Annotated in this window: 21 protein-coding genes and 2 pseudogenes; 8 read left to right on the top strand and 15 right to left on the bottom strand. The window is 70.5% G+C overall.

Going from position 1 to position 21256, the window contains the following annotated elements; translation table 11 throughout:
* Positions 1-72: 72 nt before the first annotated feature.
* Positions 73-366 (bottom strand): class I SAM-dependent methyltransferase, encoded by a 294-nt coding sequence (locus ABT324_RS19595; protein WP_351179162.1) that lies wholly within the window; start codon positions 364-366, stop codon positions 73-75.
* Between the two features lie 41 nt (positions 367-407).
* Between ABT324_RS19595 and ABT324_RS19590 the strand changes: the two genes are divergently transcribed.
* Positions 408-890: a hypothetical protein gene (locus ABT324_RS19590; protein WP_351179159.1), complete on the top strand. Its 483-nt coding sequence runs from the start codon at positions 408-410 to the stop codon at positions 888-890.
* A 124-nt stretch (positions 891-1014) separates the two neighbouring features.
* Positions 1015-1329, top strand: a complete 315-nt coding sequence (locus tag ABT324_RS19585) for an ArsR/SmtB family transcription factor (RefSeq protein ID WP_351179156.1) — start codon at positions 1015-1017, stop codon at positions 1327-1329.
* A gap of 19 nt (positions 1330-1348) precedes the next feature.
* On the opposite strand, the gene ABT324_RS19580 is transcribed toward ABT324_RS19585, so the two are convergent.
* Complete coding sequence (locus ABT324_RS19580) at positions 1349-2086, bottom strand: DUF899 family protein (protein ID WP_351179153.1); 738 nt, start codon at positions 2084-2086, stop codon at positions 1349-1351.
* Positions 2087-2288: 202 nt separating this feature from the next.
* Between ABT324_RS19580 and ABT324_RS19575 the strand changes: the two genes are divergently transcribed.
* Positions 2289-2939, top strand: coding sequence for a winged helix-turn-helix transcriptional regulator (locus ABT324_RS19575; RefSeq protein WP_351179150.1), 651 nt, complete (start codon positions 2289-2291; stop codon positions 2937-2939).
* Between the two features lie 53 nt (positions 2940-2992).
* The gene (locus ABT324_RS19570; RefSeq protein ID WP_351179147.1) at positions 2993-3913 is read left to right on the top strand and encodes a homocysteine S-methyltransferase family protein; all 921 of its coding nucleotides are present in this window, start codon (positions 2993-2995) and stop codon (positions 3911-3913) included.
* Positions 3914-4326: 413 nt separating this feature from the next.
* Here the strand turns inward: ABT324_RS19570 and ABT324_RS19565 are convergent.
* From ABT324_RS19565 to ABT324_RS19525, 9 genes and pseudogenes are all read right to left on the bottom strand, one after another.
* Positions 4327-4736 (bottom strand): annotated as a pseudogene (locus tag ABT324_RS19565) (transketolase family protein); the annotation flags it as partial.
* A complete protein-coding gene (locus ABT324_RS19560) occupies positions 4736-5626 on the bottom strand; it encodes a transketolase (protein ID WP_351179144.1) in 891 nt (296 codons plus the stop codon). The pseudogene ABT324_RS19565 and the gene ABT324_RS19560, both read right to left, overlap by 1 nt.
* A 311-nt stretch (positions 5627-5937) precedes the next feature.
* Entirely contained in the window at positions 5938-6555 is a 618-nt protein-coding gene (locus tag ABT324_RS19555; RefSeq protein ID WP_351179141.1) for an SRPBCC domain-containing protein, read from the bottom strand.
* 74 nt (positions 6556-6629) lie between these two features.
* A complete protein-coding gene (locus ABT324_RS19550) occupies positions 6630-7823 on the bottom strand; it encodes a macrolide family glycosyltransferase (protein ID WP_351179139.1) in 1194 nt (397 codons plus the stop codon).
* A gap of 100 nt (positions 7824-7923) precedes the next feature.
* A complete protein-coding gene (locus ABT324_RS19545) occupies positions 7924-8727 on the bottom strand; it encodes an ABC transporter permease (protein WP_351179136.1) in 804 nt (267 codons plus the stop codon).
* On the bottom strand, positions 8724-9719 hold the full coding sequence (locus tag ABT324_RS19540) for an ATP-binding cassette domain-containing protein (RefSeq protein WP_351179133.1): 996 nt from the start codon (positions 9717-9719) through the stop codon (positions 8724-8726). The genes ABT324_RS19545 and ABT324_RS19540 overlap by 4 nt, the downstream gene beginning before the upstream one ends.
* Before the next feature lie 253 nt (positions 9720-9972).
* On the bottom strand, positions 9973-10791 hold the full coding sequence (locus ABT324_RS19535) for a class I SAM-dependent methyltransferase (protein ID WP_351179130.1): 819 nt from the start codon (positions 10789-10791) through the stop codon (positions 9973-9975).
* 398 nt (positions 10792-11189) lie between these two features.
* Positions 11190-11786 carry a winged helix-turn-helix transcriptional regulator gene (locus ABT324_RS19530; protein WP_351179127.1) on the bottom strand — a complete coding sequence of 199 codons (597 nt, stop codon included), beginning with the start codon at positions 11784-11786 and terminating at the stop codon, positions 11190-11192.
* 163 nt (positions 11787-11949) lie between these two features.
* On the bottom strand, positions 11950-12600 hold the full coding sequence (locus ABT324_RS19525) for an SRPBCC domain-containing protein (RefSeq protein ID WP_351179124.1): 651 nt from the start codon (positions 12598-12600) through the stop codon (positions 11950-11952).
* Positions 12601-12978: 378 nt separating this feature from the next.
* On the opposite strand from ABT324_RS19525, the gene add reads away from it, so the two are divergent.
* On the top strand, positions 12979-14127 hold the full coding sequence (gene add, locus ABT324_RS19520) for an adenosine deaminase (RefSeq protein WP_351179192.1): 1149 nt from the start codon (positions 12979-12981) through the stop codon (positions 14125-14127).
* On the opposite strand, the gene ABT324_RS19515 is transcribed toward add, so the two are convergent.
* Together ABT324_RS19515 and ABT324_RS19510 are read right to left on the bottom strand one after the other, a co-directional pair.
* A complete protein-coding gene (locus ABT324_RS19515; RefSeq protein ID WP_351179121.1) occupies positions 14124-15944 on the bottom strand; it encodes a bifunctional sugar phosphate isomerase/epimerase/4-hydroxyphenylpyruvate dioxygenase family protein in 1821 nt (606 codons plus the stop codon). The genes add and ABT324_RS19515 overlap by 4 nt on opposite strands.
* Positions 15931-16809, bottom strand: coding sequence for a shikimate dehydrogenase (locus ABT324_RS19510; protein WP_351179118.1), 879 nt, complete (start codon positions 16807-16809; stop codon positions 15931-15933). The genes ABT324_RS19515 and ABT324_RS19510 overlap by 14 nt, the downstream gene beginning before the upstream one ends.
* Before the next feature lie 117 nt (positions 16810-16926).
* On the opposite strand from ABT324_RS19510, the gene ABT324_RS19505 reads away from it, so the two are divergent.
* Positions 16927-17577, top strand: a complete 651-nt coding sequence (locus ABT324_RS19505) for a TetR/AcrR family transcriptional regulator (RefSeq protein ID WP_351179115.1) — start codon at positions 16927-16929, stop codon at positions 17575-17577.
* Between the two features lie 120 nt (positions 17578-17697).
* Positions 17698-19041, top strand: a pseudogene (locus ABT324_RS19500) (MFS transporter).
* A gap of 55 nt (positions 19042-19096) precedes the next feature.
* On the opposite strand, the gene ABT324_RS19495 reads toward ABT324_RS19500, so the two are convergent.
* Positions 19097-19558, bottom strand: a complete 462-nt coding sequence (locus tag ABT324_RS19495; protein ID WP_351179112.1) for a hypothetical protein — start codon at positions 19556-19558, stop codon at positions 19097-19099.
* Between the two features lie 84 nt (positions 19559-19642).
* Positions 19643-20137 (bottom strand): MarR family winged helix-turn-helix transcriptional regulator, encoded by a 495-nt coding sequence (locus tag ABT324_RS19490; RefSeq protein ID WP_351179109.1) that lies wholly within the window; start codon positions 20135-20137, stop codon positions 19643-19645.
* An 85-nt stretch (positions 20138-20222) separates the two neighbouring features.
* Between ABT324_RS19490 and ABT324_RS19485 the strand changes: the two genes are divergently transcribed.
* A complete protein-coding gene (locus tag ABT324_RS19485) occupies positions 20223-20957 on the top strand; it encodes an SDR family NAD(P)-dependent oxidoreductase (RefSeq protein ID WP_351179106.1) in 735 nt (244 codons plus the stop codon).
* Positions 20958-21256: the final 299 nt, after the last annotated feature.

The raw sequence follows: 21256 nt of genomic DNA, 5'->3' as shown, positions 1-21256 counted from the left end.
CGCAGGATTTTTAATTTTACTTTAATCTCGGGTAGTGATCTTGTTGACGTCTCAGACCGGACCGGTCCGCACTCAGCCCTCCCACACCAGGTAGGCGGGCGCCGGGCGGCCAGGCAGCAGCCGGATGGCGGCGTGGTCCAACCCCAGGACCTCGCGCACCGCGAGGTTCTCCCCTGGCCACTTCGGATGATCGATCTCGTCGAAGGCCAACACGCTTCCCCGGGTCAGGTGGGGGCGCACCGCGCGCAACGCCGCGACAGTGGGCTCGTAGATGTCGAGGTCGAAGTAGGCCAGCGCGACCACCGTGTGCGGGTTGTCCTCGAGGTAACGGGGCAGGGTCTCGCGGACGTCGCCCTGCACGACCATCGTGCGGTCGGTGATGTGCGAGAGCGCATCCCCCTCTGCGCGTGCGCCTCGAAGACCCGGCGCAGGTAGTCGGGGTACGCGGGCGGCAGCGCGAACCGACCTGGCACCGCGGACGGGCTGACCTGGTCGATGTCCGCAACGTCGGGGAACCCGGTGAAGGTGTCGAATCCCACGATCCGCCGGAACGGGTTGTGCGGCTCGCGGAACCCGCGCATGGCCGTGAACGCGGCGAGGTGCCGACCGTGCCGGACCCCGAACTCCATGATCACGCCGGGCACGTCGACCACCATCCGGTAGAGCTCGTCCATCGACAGCAGGTCGGCCACCTGCTGGCGGCGCAGGAACAGCGGCAACGCGTCGACGAGGTCCGTCGCGGGCAGCGGTCACTGCTCGATCAGCTCGGCGAGCCCTTCCTTCATCGCCATCTCGGCGACCGAATCGTGCGGGAAGACCCGGGGGTCGCGACCGGGACTGGACGGGGCAGCGGAGTCCACCCGGTCCGACTGGCTTCGCGGGGCACCTGACGGGTTGCTCAGGGTGATCACTTCCTCCCAGGCACCGGACGACCACACAATAACAGTACCGAAAACTTAATCAAGTTCCTTCATCAGCCTTGACTTACATTCACGCCTCCCACACACTGGTGCGGTGCACGGGCTACAGGTCATCAGCGACCCAGTGCGCCGTCGCATCGTCGAGGTCCTCGCGGACGGCGAAGCGTCCGCAGGCGAGGTCGGCCGGATCATCATGGACGAGTTCAAGCTCTCCCAACCCGCCGTGTCCCAGCACCTCAAGGTGCTGCGCGACAACGGCTTCGTCACCGTCCGGGCGGACGGGTCGCGTCGGCTCTACCGCATCGAGCCGGGTCCGCTGCAGGAGATCGCCAACTGGCTGGAGCAGTACCGGTCCCTGTGGGAGAAGCCGCTGTCAGCCCTCGACGAGGAACTGCGCCGCTCCCGCTGACACCTCGGCACGCCCCACCTCAGGACCCCAGAACGTAGTCGTTGCCCGCGTACCAGCCGCCGCGCCCCTGCGGCAGCAGGTCCAGCACCTGCCACACCGGCGACATGAGGTCGATGCCGCGCTCCGCTCCGACCTGCGGGAAGCTGGCGTGCACGGTGTAGGAGAACCGCACGTCCTCCCCTTCCGCGACCAGCACCGACAACGCCGGGCGTGGGTCGCCAGCTGCCGTCTCGGCGCCGAGGTCGCGGTTGAACGTGGTGCCACCGCAGGACAGCAGCCGCTGGTCCCGCCAGCCGCGCGCCACACCCCAGGCCCGCAGGTCCGCCGGGGCCGCGTCCGCGACGACCGCGAGCGCGGTGTGCTGCGCGAGGTGCCGGTGGACGCCCTGCAGGCCGTCCACCCACATCGAGCACATCGGACAGGCCTCGGCGGCGCTCCTCGGGTACATGAGGTGGTAGATCACCAGCGTCCGGTGCTCGCCGAACAGGTCAGCGAGCCGGACCTCGCGGCGTCGGCCGGGCTCGGGTTCCTCCGTGAACCGGTAGTCCCCGAGCACCGGCCCGGGGGGCAGCGCCCGCCGCGCGGCGGCCACCTCCTCCGCCTGCTCCCGCAGGGCGCGCTCCTTGCTCAGCAGCTCGATCCGGGCCCGTCGATACTGCTCGTCCGCGCCAGCGGGAACCAGCACGTCTGGCGGGATGACGGCTCCCGGCCCCAGCGCGTCGATCTCGGCCACGAACCCGTCCACCCTGTTCGGCATCGGCGTCCTCCTGGTCCCACATCACGATCACCGGGGGCCGCCCTCCCCGCGAAACAGTACTCAACTTTGTAGTGAAATGACCTTACTCTGGGCATGGAACCAGCACAACCAGAGGTCAGATCTGTTAATATGCGTTCGGAGCAGTTCATGGGGTGACTGTTAAGCTCACTTAACACATAGTTTCACCCGAGGAGCACGACGGATGACGAAGAAGCGGGACTACGGGCAGTTCTGCGGCCTGGCTTCGGCGATGACCATGATCGGCGAGCGGTGGACGTTGCTGGTGATCCGGGAGCTGCTGATCGGTCCGACCCGGTTCAACGAGCTGAGCGAGAACCTCCCCGGCATCGGACCGAACCTGCTCTCCGACCGTCTCCGAAGCCTCACCGCGGCCGGGATCGTCGAGCACACCGCCGTCCCCAGCGACGGCCGCGGTCGGCTCTACCGGCTCACCCCCGTCGGCGAACAGCTCCGCGGACCGGTGCTGGAGCTGGCCAGGTGGGGCTTGCAGTTCCTCACCGACGCCGACGCGGCGGGCGCCACCCGCGCCGCCTGGGGCTTCCTGGCCGTACAGGCGATGACCGACCGGGACAACGTCCCGGCAGTGGACGAGGAGTACGAGTTCCGGGTCGACGAGGAGGTCTTCACCATCCACGTCCACGACGGGACGGTGGAGTTCGCCCGAGGCCCGGCCGCGCACCCAGTGATCGTCATCAACAGCGACTCCCAGATGTTCGTCAAGATCGGGGCCAAGATGACCTCGCCGTTCGACGCCATCGTCACCGGCGCGGTCAAGATCGAGGGCGACCCCGACGCCATGCACCGCTGCACCAGGTTGCTCCAGCTGGCCTGACCCCCTGCGGGTGTCCCCCGGCCAGCACCACCGCCGACCAGGAGGGTATCCGCATGTCCACGCCCGGCCCAGCCAACCGGCAGTCCCCGACCATCCTCGACGGCGGCGTGTCCACCGGGCTCGAACTCGAAGGCGAGCCGGTCATCGCACCCTGGTGGTCGGCCAAGTGCCTGTTGGCAGGCCCTCGCCGGGAGCGGGTCCGCCGCGTGCACGCCGCACACGTCGACTCCGGCGCGGAGATCGTCACGGCGAACACCTTCCGCTGCAACCTGCGCACCTTACGCGGGGTCGACCTGGATCCCGGTTCCGGCTACGCCTGGATGGTGCACGCGGCCACCGGGGTCGCCCGGCGCGCGGCCGGGCTGCGCGCACGGGTCGCCGGTTCCGTCGGCCCGGTGGCCGACGCCTACCAGCCCGACCTGGTGCCGACCGACGACGAGCTCCGCGAGGAGCACCGCTGGCTCACCGTGGAGCTGTCCCGGAGCAAGGTCGAGATGGTGTTCGTCGAGACGATGAACACCGTGCGCGAAGCCGTCATCGCCACCGAAGCGGCGCTGGCGGCCGGACTCGAACCGTGGGTCTCGTTCGTCTGCATCGACGGAGCCCGGCTGTTGTCCGGGGAATTGGTGGCCGAAGCCGCCCGCGCGGTGGCCGCATCAGGTGCCCGCACGATCGGGGTGAACTGCACGATCCCGCAGCACACCGGGGCGGCGTTGGGCGCGGTGCGCGAGGTGCACGACGGCCCGCTCTTCGTCCGGCCGAACGTGGAGGACCGCACCAACCCGACCACCAGCGGACCGCTTCTGGTGGCCGTGGGCCCCGACGCGCTCGCCGAGGTAATCGCCGGTTGGCACGAGGAGTTCGTGCTCTCCGCGGTCGGGGGCTGCTGCGGCACGACCGCCGCGCACGTGGCAGCGCTAGCCGCGCGGTTCGCGCCCCGCAGAGCGGACACGCCGGTCTCGACGGGCGCGTGACGATGCCGCCTGCCACCGGTGCACCGCGGCGGGCTCGCCCTGCCCCTGGCCGGGCCGACCCGGTTCCGCCCTTCGACCCCGACCTGCTGTCCGAGCTGCGCGACGCGGCGCTCTCCACGGCCGTCGGGGCCGGGTGCGCGGAGGCGGAGTTCCGGGCCGCGAACGTGCGCGCCGGTCTCGTCGAGGTGCACGATGGTCAGCTCGCCGTGTCCACTGACGAAGGTGAGCTGCTCGGCCGCATCCACCGCATCGGTGACCGCAGGACCGAGCGCGATCAGCGCGACATCACGCCCGGGGCGCACCCTGGCCAGCTTGCCGGGCTCGAAGTCCGCGGGGAGGCCGGGGACCGGCTGGCTCCCCTTCGACAACCGGTAGTAGACCGGCCGCGGCACGGCGTAAATCTGCTCGAACGCGGCGCGCGCGTGCGCATCGTCCGCCGGGAAGACGACCGTCAGGCCGCGCTGCAGGCGGAGGATTCCGACGTCCTCCACCGAGTAGTGGGTCGCGCCGTTGTTGCCGTACTCGAACCCACCGCCCATGCCGACGATCCGCACCGGAGCACCGGGCCGTTGCGGATGAACTCGTACGGGCGCATCGTCGCGAAGGTCGCGATCGAGTACACGAAGGGCACCAGACCGGCCTCGGCCATGCCGGTCGCCACCCCCACCATGTTCTGCTCCGCGACACCGACGTTGAAGAACCGGTCCGGGAACCGCTCGGCGAACGGCTCCAGCATGTTGAAGCCGAGGTCGCCGGTCAGCAGCACGATCCGCGGGTCCCGTTCCGCCAGCTCGGTGAGCGTCTCCACGAATGCCGCCCGCATCACGCCTCCCGCCGGTTGACCGCGCCGGTCGCGGCAGCGGTGACCTCTGCGGCAGCGGTCGCGTACTGCTCGCTGGACAGCGGCATGTAGCGCCAGGCCACGCGGTCCTCCATGAACGAAACACCGCTCCCGGCCGTGGTGCGCGCGAGGACCACGGTCGGGCGGGCGGAGGTGCCGTCGACCGCGTCGAGCACCTCGGTCAGCGCCGCCACGTCGTGCCCGTCGACGACGTGGGCCAACCAGCCGAACGACTCCCAGCGCGGGGCGAGTGGTTCGAGGTCCAGGACCTGGTCGCTCGGGCCGAGCGCCTGCTGCCCGTTGACGTCCACGATCGCGACGAGCGAGCCGAGGCAGTGGTGCGCGGCGAACATCGCCGCCTCCCACACCGTGCCCTCGTTCAGCTCCGCGTCGCTGATCAGCACGAAGGTGCGCCGGGCCGACCCGCTCAGGCGGGCCGCCAGCGCGGAACCGGCCCCGTAGGACAGCCCGTGCCCGAGCGAACCGGTGGTGAAGTCGATGTCGCGCAGGACGTGCTCGGGGTGCGCGCCGAGCGCAGTGCCGTCCGCGCAGTAGGTGTCCAGCGTCGCGCGGTCGATCCGGCCGGTCTCGTGGAGCGCCGCGTACAGCGCGAGCACGGCGTGGCCCTTCGACAGGATGAACCGCTCCCGGTCGGCACCGGCACCGCGCAGCACTCCGCCGTGGAGGGCCGCGACGATGTCCGCGATGGACAGGGCTGATCCGATGTGCCCGAAGCGGGCGCGGTACGACTGCTCGAGGATGTGGAGCCGGATCCGGTGCTGCAACGGGATGTCAGCAGGTGCGGATGGCTCGGTCCCCGGCCGCTCGTGCGGCGCGTCGGCACCCGGTCGGCGAAACGAGGTGGTTGGCATGTGTTCGACCTCTCCATTCCAGGACGCTCGCCGGGATGGGGCCTGCCCACCCCAGCGGGACCGCGATCGCGACGCCTGCCGCGCTCAGCCGGTGACCACGCACGGGAGGGCGCAATTCCCGGGTCGGCAACCACGTGCCTTCGGCCGACTCGCGCACCCCGGCACCCACCCCTCCGTCGATAGTGGACGTACCTCGGGAGGGGCGTGCACACCGCCACGCGCAATGAAGTTCAAAACTCAGTGCAACACGGTTCGTTCTTCAGACCAACACCGCCGACGCCGTTCCAGCAGCACCGGATCCTGGCCCGCCATCACTCAGGCGTGTAGAACTTGAGCGTCTCCTCGGCAGCCTTGGCGATCTGGTCGGAGGGGGCGACCTTCGACTCGTCGAGAGCAGCGGCCCACGCCTTCACCGAGAGCTTGGTGAATTCGAGGGCCTCCGGGGACTCGAACCAGAACTGCTTGTCCATCTCCTCGCCGATCACGAACTTGCCGAAGCTGACCAGCGCGGGGTCCCAGCCCACGCCGACCGCCAGCACGTGACCGATCCCGTCGCCGCCCTCACCGGGGCCGGTGTGCTCCAGCTCCAGCTTGGTCTTGTCGTCGCCGTCCGGGGTGAGGGTGACGACGACCTCCTGGTACGGGTGGTCCTCGAACCGCCACTCCAGGTGCAGCTTGCGCGGCCGGTCGCATTCCAGGATCTGACCGCCGGCGTGGCCCTCCAACTGGAACTTGCCACCCTGCTGCAGATCACCGGAAAGGGGGAGGAACCACCGCTGGATGCGCTCCGGAGTGGTGATCGCGTCCCAGACCTCCTCGATCCCCGCGTCGTAGGTCCGCCGGGCCACCGCGGCAATTCCCGGCTTCCCCGAAATGGAGCTGGCCCGGACATCGCGGGTGGTCTGCGCGATCCAGTCGTTGATGCTCATGAAAAAGGATCACCCTTCAATCGTAGGGACTTGCTTACGGCGACATGGTTGCAGAAACTGTAGCGATTGTCATGTCACCGGGCCGCTGTCGTGTTGCGGGTCCAGCTCTCGACCTCATCCGCCGCGCGGACCGCGCCACCGGCTTCTCGAATATGCTCGCGCATCTCCCCGACCCGGGCGAACACTTCCGTGTCCGCGTCCAATTCCTCGACGGTGTCGCGCAGTGCTGCGGCATCGAACTGCTCGGCGGGAATGCGGCGCCCCAGTCCGAGTTCCACGATTCGCCGCGCCATCGGTTCGACCTCGAACGCGTAGTGCGGCACCGTCACCATTGGTGTCCCCCAGTGCAGTGACTGCATCACGGTGCCCATTCCCCCGTGCGTGACGCAGATCCGCGCGTGCTCGAGCACCGCGTGGTGCGGCAACCAGCTGTGGGCCTCGATGTTGTCCGGCAGCGGCCCGAGTTCGCCGGTGTCCACCCGCGCGCCCAAGGTCATGACGACCCGCCAGCGGGTGTCGGCGAACGCGTGCACGCAGGTGCGGAACCATTCCGGGTGGTCGTTGAAGCTGGTGCCCAGCGACAGCAGCAGCACCGGTCGGTCGTCCGGTGGCGTCCACCGGTCGTCGCGGTCTTCCAACGCCGGTCCGACGAACCGGAAGCGGTCGTCGAAGCTGTCCCCTTCGAACTGGAACGTGCGCGGGATGAAGACCAGGTTGCGGTCCGAGATCCCGAACCAGAACTCCTCGAGGTCCGGTTCCACGCCACGCGTCCGCAGGACCTCCGCGAGCTCGTCGCGGAACCCCTCGAATTCGAGTGGTCCCGGAATTCCCGATGCTTCGGCCATTTCCCGGTAGTAGGAGTACTGGCCGTTCGTCGCGAAGCCAACGCTGATCCGCACCGCTGGCCGGTTCCACCGGTGCTCCAGCAGTTTCCCCGCGATGAACGGGGAGTCCTCGTAGAGCACCACCGAAGGTGGCATTCCGTCGAACGCGGCCTCGGCGGCGGCGAGCACCTGGAGGTTCTCTCTCAGGTACAGCGAGTGCGGGAGGGTCGGGTCCCCGGACCCGAACACCTCCGCCGGGTCCAGGTCGGCGACCACCGAGTCGTAAGCCAGGACGGACGCACCGGTTGCCGCTGCGGCAGCGGCGAACTCGGGAGTCGTGAGGTGCGTGACCTGGTGGCCCCGGCGAACCAGTTCACGCACCAGGGAGAAGGTGGGGTGCACGTTGCCAGCATGGGGTCCGGTGAGGAGGAGCACCGACATCATACTTCCAAAGTGTATACCGACTTGAGCAAGGTGTCACACATCCGGACGCCCCGGCCGTCCGGCGGAGCAGGCCTGCCACCCCGCCGGACGGCCGGAACCGTCAGCGGTTGGCGGTCTGGTTGAACCGCCGCACCGCCAGCGGCACGAAGACCAGCAGGATGATCACGATCCACAGCAGGCTGTAGGTGATCGGCTCGCGCATGGGCCACGCGTCGGGTGTCGGGGTCGCCGCGCTGATGTTGCCGAACAACTCGCGGGAAGCCTGCGCGATCGCCGAGATCGGGTTCCACTCGGCGAATGTCCGCACCACCATCGGCAGCGGTTCGGTCGGCACGAACGCGCTCGACAGGAACGTCAGCGGGAAGACGATCACCGCCGTGACGCTGTTGAACACCTCCACGCTCGGCACCAACAGCCCGAAGTAGGCCATGACCCAGGAGAACGCGTAGGCGAACAACAGCAGCAGCAGGACACCGGCCAGCACGTCCAGCAGCGAGGACCGAATGCGCCACCCGACCACCAGGCCTGCCACCATCATGACGGCGATGGACAACGCGTTGTAGACGATGTCGCTGGTCGTCCGCCCCACCAGCAACGCGGACCGGGACGCGGGCAGCGACCGGAACCGGTCGATGATCCCCTTCTGCACGTCCTCGGCCACGCCCAGGCCGGTGAAGGTGGCGCCGAACATGATGGTCTGCGCGAAGATCCCGCCGAGCAAATACTCGCGGTAGTTGCCGCCCGGGATCTCGATGATGTTGCCGAACAGGACCGCGAACAGCAGGATGAACATGAACGGCGAGACCAGCATCATGACGATGATCTCGGGCGAGCGCTTGACCTTCAGCAGGTTGCGCTTGGCGATGATGGCGCCGTCGGTGACGGCCTTGACCGCTGTGGTCACGACTGGACCTCCTGCTTGGTTCGGGCGGCGTCGTCGCCGGGTCCACCGGATTCCGCGGTGTCGTGCCCGGTCAACGTCAGGAACACGTCGTCGAGGGTGGGTCGGCGCAGCGAGACGTCGTGCAGGCGCACCTCTGCCTCGGTCAGCGACCGCAGCAGGTCCGACAGCACCTCGGGGCCGCCGGTGCCGGGGGCGGTCAGCCGCCGGGCGTCGCGGTCGATCCGGACGTCCCGGAGACCGGCGCGCTGCAACGCCAGCTCGGCGTGCTGGATGTCCTCGTCGCGCACGACGACGAGCTCCACCCGGTCCCCGCCGACCGCTCGCTTGAGCTCGTCCGGGGTCCCGTGCGCGATCTCCTTGCCCTCCGCGACCACCACCACGTCGTCGGCCAACTGGTCGGCCTCCTCCATGTACTGGGTCGTGAGCAGCACGGTCGAGCCGTCCTCGACGAGCTTGCGGACGGTGTCCCACAACATGTTCCGGCTGTGCGGGTCCAACCCCGTGGTGGGTTCGTCGAGGAACAGCACCATCGGCCGCGCCACGATGGCCGCGGCGAGGTCGAGGCGCCTGCGCATGCCGCCGGAGTAGGTCTTCACCGGCCTGCCGCCCGCGTCGGTGAGCGAGAACTCGTCGATCAGCTCCCGCGCCCGGGCCCGCGAGTCCGCGGGGCTGATGCCGTACAGCCGGGAAACGATGTAGAGGTTCTCGTACCCGCTGAGGTACTCGTCGACGGCGGCGTTCTGCCCGGAGAGGCCGATCCGCTCGCGGGCGCGTCCCGGGTCGGTGCGGATGTTGACACCGGCGATGCTCACCTCGCCCTCGTCGGGTTCGAGCAGGGTGGTCAGGATGCGCACTGCCGTCGTCTTGCCCGCGCCGTTGGGGCCGAGCAGCCCGAGCACGGTACCGGTCGGGACCTCCAGGTCCAGGCCGTTGAGCGCGACGACGTCGCCGTAGCGCTTGACCAAACCGGATGCGGTGATGGTCGCAGTCATGCTGTGCCCCTGTCGTCGTTGGTGGTCGCCGTCGGAACCAGGGAGGTGGCCACGCCCGTGGTCGGTGGGCCCCACTGGTCCGCACCAGGGCCCGGAGCCCGGATTGCGCGAGGATCTTGTGTTCTCATGGCGGATTTCCCGGTAGGTGGTTCAGCGGTCGCGGGCAGCTCGACCGAACGCCCCGCACCGCGCGATCGTTCTTGCAGAGCGGTGCGGCCGAAGCCGCACCGGAGGGGTCCGGAACCGGGCGGCTTCAACCCGGCCTCCGGCAGAACAGCTGCCAGAACCGCGCGACCTCGCGGTAGGGGTCGCGCGCGCTGAGCGCGACCTCGAGTTCCAGCGCCTGCCGCAGCCATTCCGGGTCTTCCTTCACCTCGTCATCGGCCACCAGGTCGATGACCACCCGCAGCCCGTACCACTCGGTCACGACCGCACCCTCGGCCCGCGCAGCAGCTTCGACGTCGGCCCGCTCCAGCCGGTGCATCGGCTCGCCGACCGTGACCGAACGGCGCGACGGCGCGTCCAGCACTTCCAGGCCCTGCCGGGGGTCCCGGTCCCGGACCGCGGCGGCGAGCACGTCCATCGCGGGGTTGGGCGCGATGAGGGACAGCACCCCGCCAGGCCGTGTCGCGGCGACGAGCCTGCCGACCAGTTCCGCGGCGTCGTCCCGGTAGTGCAGGACGTTGTGGCACAGCACGAGGTCCCAGCCCTCGGCGTCGGCGGGCAGCGGCAGGGCGCGGCGGTCGTCCAGGTCGCGGTGTTCGATCCGCAGCTGCCCAGCACCCGGCCCCGCGCGCTCCGCGGCCGCCACCGCCTCCGCCAGCAGGACCGAGGAGGCGTCGACGATCGTCACGTGGTGGCCCGCTTCGAGGAGCGGCAGCGAGTCAGCACCGTTGGCTCCGCCGACGTCGAGCACGTTCCAGACCTGCCCCGCTGGTTCCAGCGTGGCGAGGTGCAGTTGGACCAGGGCGTAGTAAGCGCGCGCCCACGGGGTCCGCTGCCAGACGAGCCAGTCCTCGGCCGCGCGGTCGAACGCGGTCCAGCAGTCGCGCTGGACGGGGGCACCGCTCATGATGCCGCCTCGCACAGCCGCACTCGGAGCCAGCCGGGCGGCCGGACGATGACCGGCTGGCGGCGGACTCCGCCGGACGGCTCAGCGCAGACCGTCCCGGGGACCCGCGACCAGCGAATGCGTCGTTGCGGCATTGCTCGTGCCTCTCCACCCGCGTCGTGCCGGAGCTCTGGGGTACCGGACGTGGAATCGGACCGTATCAGAGCTGGTCTATATAAGTCCAGGCTTAATATTAGCTTCTGGCTATCCAGCGGTATAGCGATGCGGTGGACTGTACGCGTGGGAACCGATCATTGCGCAGGTCACTACCGCAAAGTTACGGTATCTGGGTGAGGTACCGGGGTACCCACGAATGCCGGAAGCCGCAGAGGGCATTCCGGTGGACAACGTTGGTGCGATCAGCCGAGGCCGAGCATCCGCGTGAGGCGCCGGGCCGCCAGCGGCGGGCCGGTGATCGCGACCGCCCCCGTGGCGATCGCGTCGAAGGGGGTCAGCATCCGCGCGCCGATCCGGATGAAGGTGTCCGTGCCGCACTCGACGGTCAGGGGCGGCCCGGCGACCGGACCACGACCGAAGGTGACCGCGCCGTCCTGCACCGCAATGGTGAACACCTCGCCAGCAACGTGGAACTCGTAGGACTCCGAGACCTCCGGCACCGCCTCCGGGGAGACCATCGCCTGGACCGCGATGAAGCCCCACGACGCACGGGTGGCACCGGCTCCGTCTTCCTCGCCGAGGAACTGCATGCCCCACGCGGCCAGCGACAGCACAGGTCGGCGCAAGCGCTCCCCCGCGTCGGTGAGCGCGTACCGCCGAGCCCGCCCGTCCCCGGGCACCGGTTGCTGCGCCACCACACCGGACTCGCCGAGTGCGCGCAGTCGTTCGGTCAGCAGGTTGGGTCCCATGCCCGGCAGGTTGTCGAGCAGTTCGTTGAACCGGGCAGGGCCGATGAGCAGCTCGCGGACCACCAGCAAGGTCCACCGCTCACCGATCACGTCGCCTACCGGCTGCTGCCCGTGCCGCCCCCTGCTTCGCGGACCAGGTCCGCACGCCACCGGCGCCGCTGGCCATCCTGGCCACCACGGCGCCGGCGGAGGTGCTGCGCCCCAGGGGCGCGGGTCGGCGCAGCCCCACTGCGGAGCTGCGGCGATGGTCCTGCTACAGGGGCTGTTCGACGCCGGTGTGGTAGAAGTCGGTCGTCCGCCGCTCCGCGGCACGGGCGTCCGCCTCCGGGATGCCCGCCTTGACGGCGAGGTCCGCCCACCTGCGGCTGCTGTCGGCGAAGAACTCCTTGGCCTCCTCGCCCAGCTCCCACGCCTTGCCCTCTTCGGCGGGCATGCTCCCGGCGTGGGTGTGCAGCGCCAAGCCGAGGAACATGCAGTCCCAGCCGACTCCGGTCGCACCGGGACCGAACTGCGCCCACCGGTAAGCGGCGACGTCCGCGGTGTGCACGAGGGTGAGGCGGGAACGCCGGTCGCCGAGTCCTGCCAGCCGCACCGCGATGTGGGAGTTGCGGCCGTTGAACTCCCAGGTGGAGGCGAACCCGCGCGGCGCGTCGCAGGTCTCGATGGTCCCGCTCGCGTTGCCCTCGACGTGGAACCTGCCCCCGACGCGGAGCTCACCGGTCACCTGCGGCAGCCAGCGGGACAGCCGCTCCGCCCTGGTGCAGGCGTCCCACAGGTCATCGACGCCCACGGGGTGCTCCTGACTGAGCACGGCCACGGCGTGCCACGTCGCCCCGTTGTCCGAGGCGGCGAGGGACCGCTCCACGGCGTCGAGCTGCCCGGTGGTCTCGATGCTGCCTGTCATGTCGTCTCCCAGCTCTGCGCAGTCGACGTAGCCCTCCCCCGGTACCATCTCGGTGCACCGAAGATGACTTCATTCATGTGCAGCGATTGCACCAGCCATTTGCATATAAGTCAAAGCTTATCCACGGCCTCGCACACATACCACACCATCGGGTGACATCTAACTTTTCCCTCATCTGGTGAAACTGGGCAGCGCCGGATCAACCGCCCCAGAACACGCAGACCCGCCGACCCCTACGTCACGCGAACGAATTTAGGTATATGTTTTTCTTGTAAAAATCTTGCTCTTGCACGACTAGGGAACGGTCCCCAGGGGGCCCGGTTTGACCTGTTCGGCGCAACCCGCGCGAGCGCCGAACGGTTACCATCGCAGTTGCTCGTGCTCCGCTACCGCCAGGTGGGCGCCCGCCACGGCGAGTCCCGCACACCGGCGATCCACCTGGTAGACCACGGAAGGCTGTGGGAAACGGTGCACCTCGACTCGTTCATCGCGGCGCTGCCCAAAGCCGAGCTGCACGTGCACCTGCTCGGCTCGGCCGACGTGGCAACGGTCGCCGCCCTCGCCCAGCGGCACCCGGAGCGGGGCGTGCCGCAGGACCCCGCCGAACTCGCCGCGTACTACGAGTTCACCGACTTCGCGCACTTCCTGGAGGTCTACACGGCGGTGAACCGGTTGGTCACCACCGAGGCGGACGTCGAGCACCTGGTCATCGGGCTGGCCAAGGCCCTCGCCGCGGACAACACCCGCTACGCCGAGGTCACCGTGACCCCGCTCTCCCACCTGAGGGCGGGCATCGACCCGGTGGGACTGGCCGACGCCCTGAACTCCGGGCGGGCTACCGCGGCGCGACTCGGTGTCGAGATCGCGTGGGTCTTCGACGTCTCCGGCGACGACGGCCCGCGGGCTGGCATGTCTACACTGGACTGGGTGGTCCGGTGCGCACCACCCGGGACCGTCGCGTTCGGACTCGGTGGGCCGGAGGCAGGCGTTCCCCGCGCCTCGTTCCGGGAATCGTTCGCCGCCGCCCGCGCCGCGGGGTTGCGGAGCGTCCCGCACGCCGGGGAGACCACCGGTCCCGGTGAAGTCCGCTCCGCGCTGACCGAGCTCGGTGCCGACCGCATCGGCCACGGCATCGGCAGCGCCACCGACCCTGGTCTGCTCGCCGAGCTCGCCGAGCGCGGAGTCCCCCTCGAAGTGTGCCCGACCTCGAACCTGCGCACCGGCGCCGTCCGGTCCTGGGCGGAGCACCCGCTGCCGAGGCTGCTCACCGCCGGGGTCCCAGTCACCATCGGCACCGACGATCCCGGGATGTTCGGCACCACCCCGAACCTCGAGTACGCGCGTTGCGCCACGCAGCTGGGGATGACCACGACTGATCTCGTCTCCCTCGCCCGTGCGGGATTCGACGCGGCTTTCTGCGCGCCGTCGACACGGCAGGCCATGCACGCCGAGCTCGACGCCATCACAGCCGGTCGCGGCGTCCGCGCCGAGGCCCTGGAACTGGGCACTCGTCGGTTCCTGGCCTAGCCGTCGGCGGCGAGGCGTTGGCGCCGGTGGGCCGCCATGCGGACCGGGGCGTTGGGCACGCCGTAGCCCGCGTAGCCGCCGATGCGCTGGACCAGCTCGAAGAAGATGCGGGAGCCGAGCACCTGGGTGCACACGTGCAGGTATTCGCCGTGCTCGTCGCGGTCGTGGAGCACCGAGTTCTGGCGCAGCTGCGCCAGCAGTTCGCCGTCCAGATCCAGCCGGGCGTCCAGGTCGTCGTAGTAGTTGTCCGGCACGCGCAGTACCGGCGCGCCCCGTTCGCGCAACGCGCGGGCGGCGGCGAGCACGTCGTCGCAGGCGAAGGCGATGTGCTGCGGGTCGCGCACCGCCGGGGCCCACTCGCCGCGACGCACCAGCGTTCCGGTCAGCGCGATGCGCACCGATCCGCCCGGGTCGACGACGCCCCGCGTGCGGACCATGCCGAAGGGCGCCGCGTACTCCGCGATCGGCTCCGGTTCCAGCCCGACCACCGAGCGGTAGAACAGCGCCGCCTCGTCGAAGTGGTCGAAGGGCTGGGTCAGCGCGATGTGGTCGATGCCGGTGATGCCCAACCCCGACGCCGGAGGCGCACCGGCGCCCGGGAAGTCGGCGAGCCAGCTATCGGAGTCGCCGCAGAAGAAGACCTCAGTGCCGTCCGGTGCCGCGACGGAGGCCAGGTTCGCCTCCTGCGGTCCGCGCGTGCGCGGCAGGATCGGCGCGTGCATCGCATCTGCCCGCGACGCGGAGCGGCTCGGGTCCGCGCTGCGCACCGCCAGCGCACCGATCGCGGCCGAGTCCGGTGCTTCCGCCTTCGCGTTCAGCAGCACCCGAGCGCCGCCCTGCTCCCAGAGCTGCACCGGCTTGCTGGCGTGCTCACCGGTGCGCTCGAAGCCAAGTGCGGCAAGTGCCTCGGCGAGCTTGGCCGCGGCGTCCTCGTCGACGGTCAGCTCCGCGAAGGCGAGCCCGGACAACTCCGGCGCCGGTGCGGCCACCGGGAGGCCCACCTGCTCCTCCAGCAGGCGGAGCGAGCGCATCGCGTCCAGCGCAGCGGGTTTCGGGTCCGCCTGGCGGAAGACGTCGTTGAAGACCTCCAGCGACAGCGGTCCTCTGTAGCCGGTGGACAGCACGTGGTCGACGAAGGTCGGCAGGTCGAACGAGCCCTGGCCGGGGAACAACCGGTGGTGCCTGCTCCACTGCAGCACGTCCATGTCCAGCCGCGGCGCGTCGGCGAGTTGCAGGAAGAACAGCTTGTCGCCGGGGATCGTGCGGATCAGGGTGGGATCGCCACCACGGGAGAACACGTGGAAGCTGTCCAGGCACAGGCCGAGCGCCGGGTGGTCGGCGCTGCGCACGATGCGCCACGAGTGCTCGTAGGTGTTGACGAAACGGCCCCACGCCAGCGCTTCGTAGGCGACGCGCACGCCACGCGCCGCGGCGCGTTCGGCGAGCAGGCGCAGCTGCTCGGCGGCCAGTTCGTCGTCGTCGACCGCGTCCGGGGAAGTCGTGGAGCACACCAGGACCAGGTCGACGCCCAGCTGCTCCACCACGTCGAACTTGCGCTCGGCGCGCCGCAGGTTGGCGCGCAGCACGTCCGGTGGGACCGCCTCGAAGTCGCGGAACGGCTGGTAGAGGTCGATGGTCAGCCCGAGGTCGGCACAGCGCTGCCGGATCTCGGCGGGCGAGGCGGCGGAGGCGACGAGATCGTTCTCGAACAGCTCAACCCCGTCGAACCCGGCAGCCGCGGCGGCGGCCAGCTTGTCCTCCAGCGTGCCGGACAGGCACACGGTGGCGATCGCCCGGCGCGGTTCACCTGCGGGCACGGACACCTCCAGCGAGTTCGGCGAAGTGGTGCAGCATCCGGTCGGCGTCCGGCTCCACACCGGTGAACAGGCGGAACGACTCGACGGCCTGGAACACCGCCATGCCGCCGCCGTCGAGCACCCGGCAGCCGGCAGCGCGCGCGGCGGCGACCAGCTCGGTCTCCAGCGGCCGGTAGACGACGTCGGCGACCCACAACCCGGGCCGCAGCAGCTCAGCGGGCACCGGGAGACCGGGGTGCGCAGCCATGCCCGTCGGCGTGGCGTGCGCGAGGCCGTCCGCCCACGCCACCGACTTGGCGAGGAGGTTCGGCCGAACCGCCTCCGCGCGGTCAGCGCCGAAGCGCCCGCGCAACGACGAGGCCAGTGCCTCGGCGCGCTCGTGGTCAGCATCGAGCACGCGCAGCACGCGCGTGCCCAACGTCAGCAGGGCGTGCGCGACCGCGGCCCCGGCGCCGCCCGCGCCGAGCAGTACCACGCGGTCCACCGAGACGTCGGGCAGGCCGCGGCTGAAGCTGCGGGCGAAACCGGACCAGTCGGTGTTGTGGCCGATCGCGCGGCTACCGGCGAACACCACCGTGTTGACCGCGCCGAGCGCCACGGCGTCCGGTGAGAGGTCGTCGAGGTGCTCGACGACCAACTGCTTGCACGGGTGCGTGATGTTCAGCCCGTCGTAGCCGGCGGAGCGGGCCGCCACCAGCAGCTCGCCGACGGATTCGGCCGGTCTGGCCAGCACGTCCAGGTCCCACCGGCAGTAGCGGTACCGGAGGCCGAGCGCGTCGGCCTCGCGCTCGTGCAGCGGCGGGCTCAGCGACGGGCCGATGCCCGCTCCGACGAGCCCGATGAGGTAGCCGTCCTGCTCGCGCACATCCCCACCTCGGTCAATGAACGAACTAGCTAGTTAATAGTAGGTCCGAAGCCCGGATCCGGGAAGGGCCGCTGCACTATGGTGAACGGGACTTTGCGATCCACCCCGGGGAGCGTCGTGGCAGCACCAACGTCAGACACCGGCGAGGCCCGGCAGCGCGACGCCGAGCGCACGCGCGCCGAGATCCTCGAGGTCGCCACCCTGGAGTTCGCCGACAAGGGCTACGCGGGCGCCCGGGTCGACGAGATCGCCGCGCGCACCAGCACCACGAAGCGGATGATCTACTACTACTTCGGCGGCAAGGAGCAGCTCTACCTCGCCGCGCTGGAGAACGCCTACTCGGTGATCCGCGGCATCGAGGGCGAGGTCGACGTCGACCACCTGGACCCGGTGTCGGCGATCCGCCGCCTCGCCGAGCTGACCTTCGACCACCACGAGTCGCACCCAAACTTCCTCCGGCTGGTCAGCATCGAGAACATCCACCGCGCCGAGCACCTGACGAAGTCCGACCTGCTCCCCCGCCTGGCCGACCCGGCGGTGGACGTGCTCGGCCGCATTCTGGAGCGCGGGCGGGCGGCCGGGCAGTTCCGCGACGACGTCGACGCCCTGGACGTGCACATGGTGATCAGCTCGTTCTGCGTCTTCCGCACCGCGAACCGCTACACGTTCCAGGCCATCTTCCAGCGCGACATGCTGGACCCGGCCCGCCGCGACCACTACCGCCGGATGCTCGGCGACCTGGTGATCGACTTCCTCACGGCCCGCTGACCGCGTCCCGCACGATCCCTTGACAGGCACCGGGCGGCACCGCACCCTCTTGGAACTAACTAGATGGTTCATTACTCGCCCGGCTGAGCAACGGCGCGCGCAGACCCCAGGAGTTCCCGAGTGACCCCCCACCCGACCGCCACGAGCGGCAGACCGCGCAAGGCCGCCGTCGCCGCGTGGATCGGCAGCGCCCTGGAGTACTACGACTTCTTCATCTACGGCACCGCGGCCGCGCTGGTGTTCAACAAGATCTTCTTCCCCGCCTCCTCCCCCGCCACCGGCACGCTGCTGGCGCTGGCCACCTTCGGCGTCGGCTACCTCGCGCGGCCGGTCGGGGCGTTCGTGCTGGGCCACATCGGCGACGTCTTCGGCCGCAAGCGGGTCCTGGTCCACACCGTGCTGCTGATGGGGGTGGCGACCGTGCTGGTCGGCTGCCTGCCGACGTACCAGCAGATCGGCGTGGCCGCGCCCGGGCTGCTGGTCGCGCTCCGGCTGCTGCAGGGATTCTCCGCGGCCGGCGAGCAAGCCGGAGCCAACTCGATGTCACTGGAGCACGCACCGCAGGACCGGCGCGCCTACTACACCAGCTTCACCCTCAGCGGCACCCAGGCCGGGCAGATCCTGGCCACCGCGGTGTTCCTGCCGGTGGCGGCGCTGCCCGAGGAGCACCTGCTGAGCTGGGGCTGGCGCGTGCCGTTCTGGCTGAGCGCGTTCGTCGTGGTCGTCGGCCTGGTGATCCGCCGCAGGCTGGACGAGACGCCGGTCTTCGAGCAGGAAGCCGCGACCGGCGGGACGCGGCGGTCCCGCACACCGCTGGCCCCGCTGTTCCGCGACCACTGAGCCGATGTGCTGCGGGTCGTGGTGGCCTCGGTGATCGCAGCGGTGAGCACGATCTTCACCGTCTACGCGCTGAGCTACGCGGTGAACACCGCCGGGCTGGAGCGCAGCCCGGTCCTGTGGGTCGGTGTGCTGGCCAACATCACGGCGCTGGTCGCGATCCCGCTGTGGGCCCGGCTCGCCGACCGGATCGGGCGCAAGCCGGTGTTCATCGGCGGTTCGCTGGGCTGCGCGGTGCTGACCGCGGCCTACCTGTGGTCGCTGTCGGTCGGCAGCTACCCGCTGATCTTCCTGACCGGGATCCTCATGTTCGGCGTCGTCTACAGCGCGACGAACGGGATCTGGCCCGCCTTCTACGGCGAGATGTTCCCGGCACGGGTCCGGTTGTCCGGCATGGCCATCGGCACCCAGGTCGGGTTCGCGCTGGCCGGGTTCGCCCCGAGCATCGCCGAGGCCATCGGCGGCGGCCGGGATGGCTGGGTGAACGTCGCGCTGTTCACCGCGGGACTGTGCGTGCTCAACGCCCTCGCCGTCGCCACCGGCCGGGAGACCTACCGGGTGCCGACCCCGGGGCTGGGGCTGAAGCCGCCTAGGACGAACGGCGAACGGGACGCGGTCAACGCCTGACGGCTCGCCGGTGGTCCACTGCGGACCAAGCGGAGGTGCGCAAGCCGACCGCCGGTCAGCGGCGGACGCCGGGGCGCCCACCCGGGCGCTGCTGCGGGCGACTGCCCTGCCCGCCGCGCGGCGGGTTGCCGACGCGGGTGGCGCCAGCGCGCGGCGCACCACCTCGCTGGGCTCCGCCGCGCGCTGCGGCGGGGCGTTCCGGCGGGGCCTGGCGCGCGGGTCGGCGGGCCGGCTCGCGGCGGGGCCGGTCGTCCAGGTCGTCGAAGTCGTCGCGGCGCGGGCGGCGCGGGGCCTGCCGCGGCTCGGACGGCTTGCGGCTGTTCACCCAGAAGTCGAAGCCCAGGATCACCAGGGCGCCGACCAGCAGGATCACGCTCAGCTCCCAGATGCCCATCAGGAGGAGGATGACCAGCGCCAGGAGCAGCATCGGCACCACGGGGATCCAGCAGAACGGGTCGATCCGGCCCAAGATCCCGGAGTTGCCCGCCGAACCACCGCGGTCCGCGTCACGCGCCATCGAGACTCCCACTTCCACTCAGCTCCCCGGCCGCCGAAGTCTACCGGAGCACCCGTCGCGGACTTCCCGGCGGCGGGGCGGCGGTCACCCGCGCCCCATGTGCCCCAGCAGTTCGCGCAGCAAACCCTCCAGCTGCCTGCGGTCCTCGTCGGGGAGCCCGGCGACCAGCTGCCGCTCCCGGCCGATCAGCACCTCGATGTCGTGCTCGATCACCTGGTGGCCGTGCGCGGTGAGCTCCACCGCCACGGTCCGCTTGCCGGAGGCCGACCGCTCGGTCCGGACCAGCCCCGAGGCCTCAGCGCGGCTCACGCGCTGCGTGATGGCCCCGCCGCTGACCAGGCAGTTCTCCGCGATCTCGGCCGGGGTGAGCCGGTAGGGCGCGCCCGCGCGGCGCAGCGTGGCGAGCAGGTCCAGGGTGGCGCTGTCGATGCCCAGCTCCGCCAGCACGCGGCGGCGCTCGTCGGTGACCAGCTTGGCGATGCGCAGGATGCGGGCGATCACCCCGATGGCGTCCACCGCCATGTCGGGCCGCTCCCGCGCCCACTGCTCGACGATGCCGTCCACCGCGTCCGCGTTCATGGCGGCAGTCTAGCCGCGTTGTCTTTAGACCTAAAGAAGAGCTAGCATCGGCACGGTCTTTAGACCTAAAGAACTAGGAGGAACCGTGACTCGCTTCGCAGTCGTCACCGGCGGCGGCACCGGGATCGGTCGCGCCGCAGCGGCCCGGCTGGTGGCCGCCGGTGACCAGGTCGCGCTGCTGGGCAGGCGGCCGGAGAAGCTCGCCGAGGCCGTCGCCGAGCTGGGCCCGGCCGCCCGCGCCGTGCCGGTCGACGCCACCGACCCGGCCGCCGTCCGGGCCGCCGCGGCCGAGCTGCCGGACCGGATCGACGTGCTGATCAACGCCGCGGGCGGCAACACCGACCTGCCCGGTGGCGCCCCCGCTGCCGACGACCTCGACGCGGTGCGCGCCTCCTGGACGGCGAACTTCGAGACCAACGTGCTCAGCGCCGTGCTGGTGACGCACGCGCTGCTGCCCCGGCTCGCCGACCACGCGCGGATCGTCACCATCGGCTCGGTGACCGCGAGGTCCGGTGGGGGCAGCTACGGCGCGGTCAAGGCAGCGCTCGAACCGTGGACCTCCGAGCTGGCCTTCCAGCTCGGCGCGCGCGGCATCACCGCCAACGTCGTCGCCCCCGGCCCGACCGAGGGCACCGACTTCTTCCGCGGCGGCGACTTCCCCGCCGCGCGGCGGCAGTTCGTCGAGTCGCGGGCCGCCGACGGGCGGCTCGGGCGGGTCGACGAGGTCGCCGCGCTGGTCCACTTCCTGGCCTCCCCGGCGGCCTCGCACCTCACCGGCCAGGTCGTGCACGTCTCCGGCGGCATGCACCTGGGCCGCTGACCACTTGGCTCGCGGGGGGCGCGCGGCCCCCGCGAGCCGGGTCGGACCTGAACGCCCCGTGAATCCCGGGTCCCCGGACCGGCAAGGCGCGGTGAACTCCGGCCGTCCCACCGCGGGCAGCAATTCCGACTTGCGGGTGATCAGCGCGGAACCTCTAACAAATCGAATTCCAAACAGGAATCACCGGCCGGTCACGAATTCGTTCCAACCGGGCCAGCCCGATTCGGACTGGCGAAGGAATCGGCCCAGGCCGCAACCCACCGAACGGAGCATTTGTCCAAGATCACTCGGGTGGATCT

The sequence above is a fragment of the Saccharopolyspora sp. NPDC000359 genome (genome assembly GCF_040300525.1).
In the GTDB taxonomy this organism is placed as follows: domain Bacteria; phylum Actinomycetota; class Actinomycetes; order Mycobacteriales; family Pseudonocardiaceae; genus Saccharopolyspora.
The sequence above is the reverse complement of the archived record's forward strand: the minus strand, read 5'-3'. Positions and strand labels throughout refer to the sequence as shown.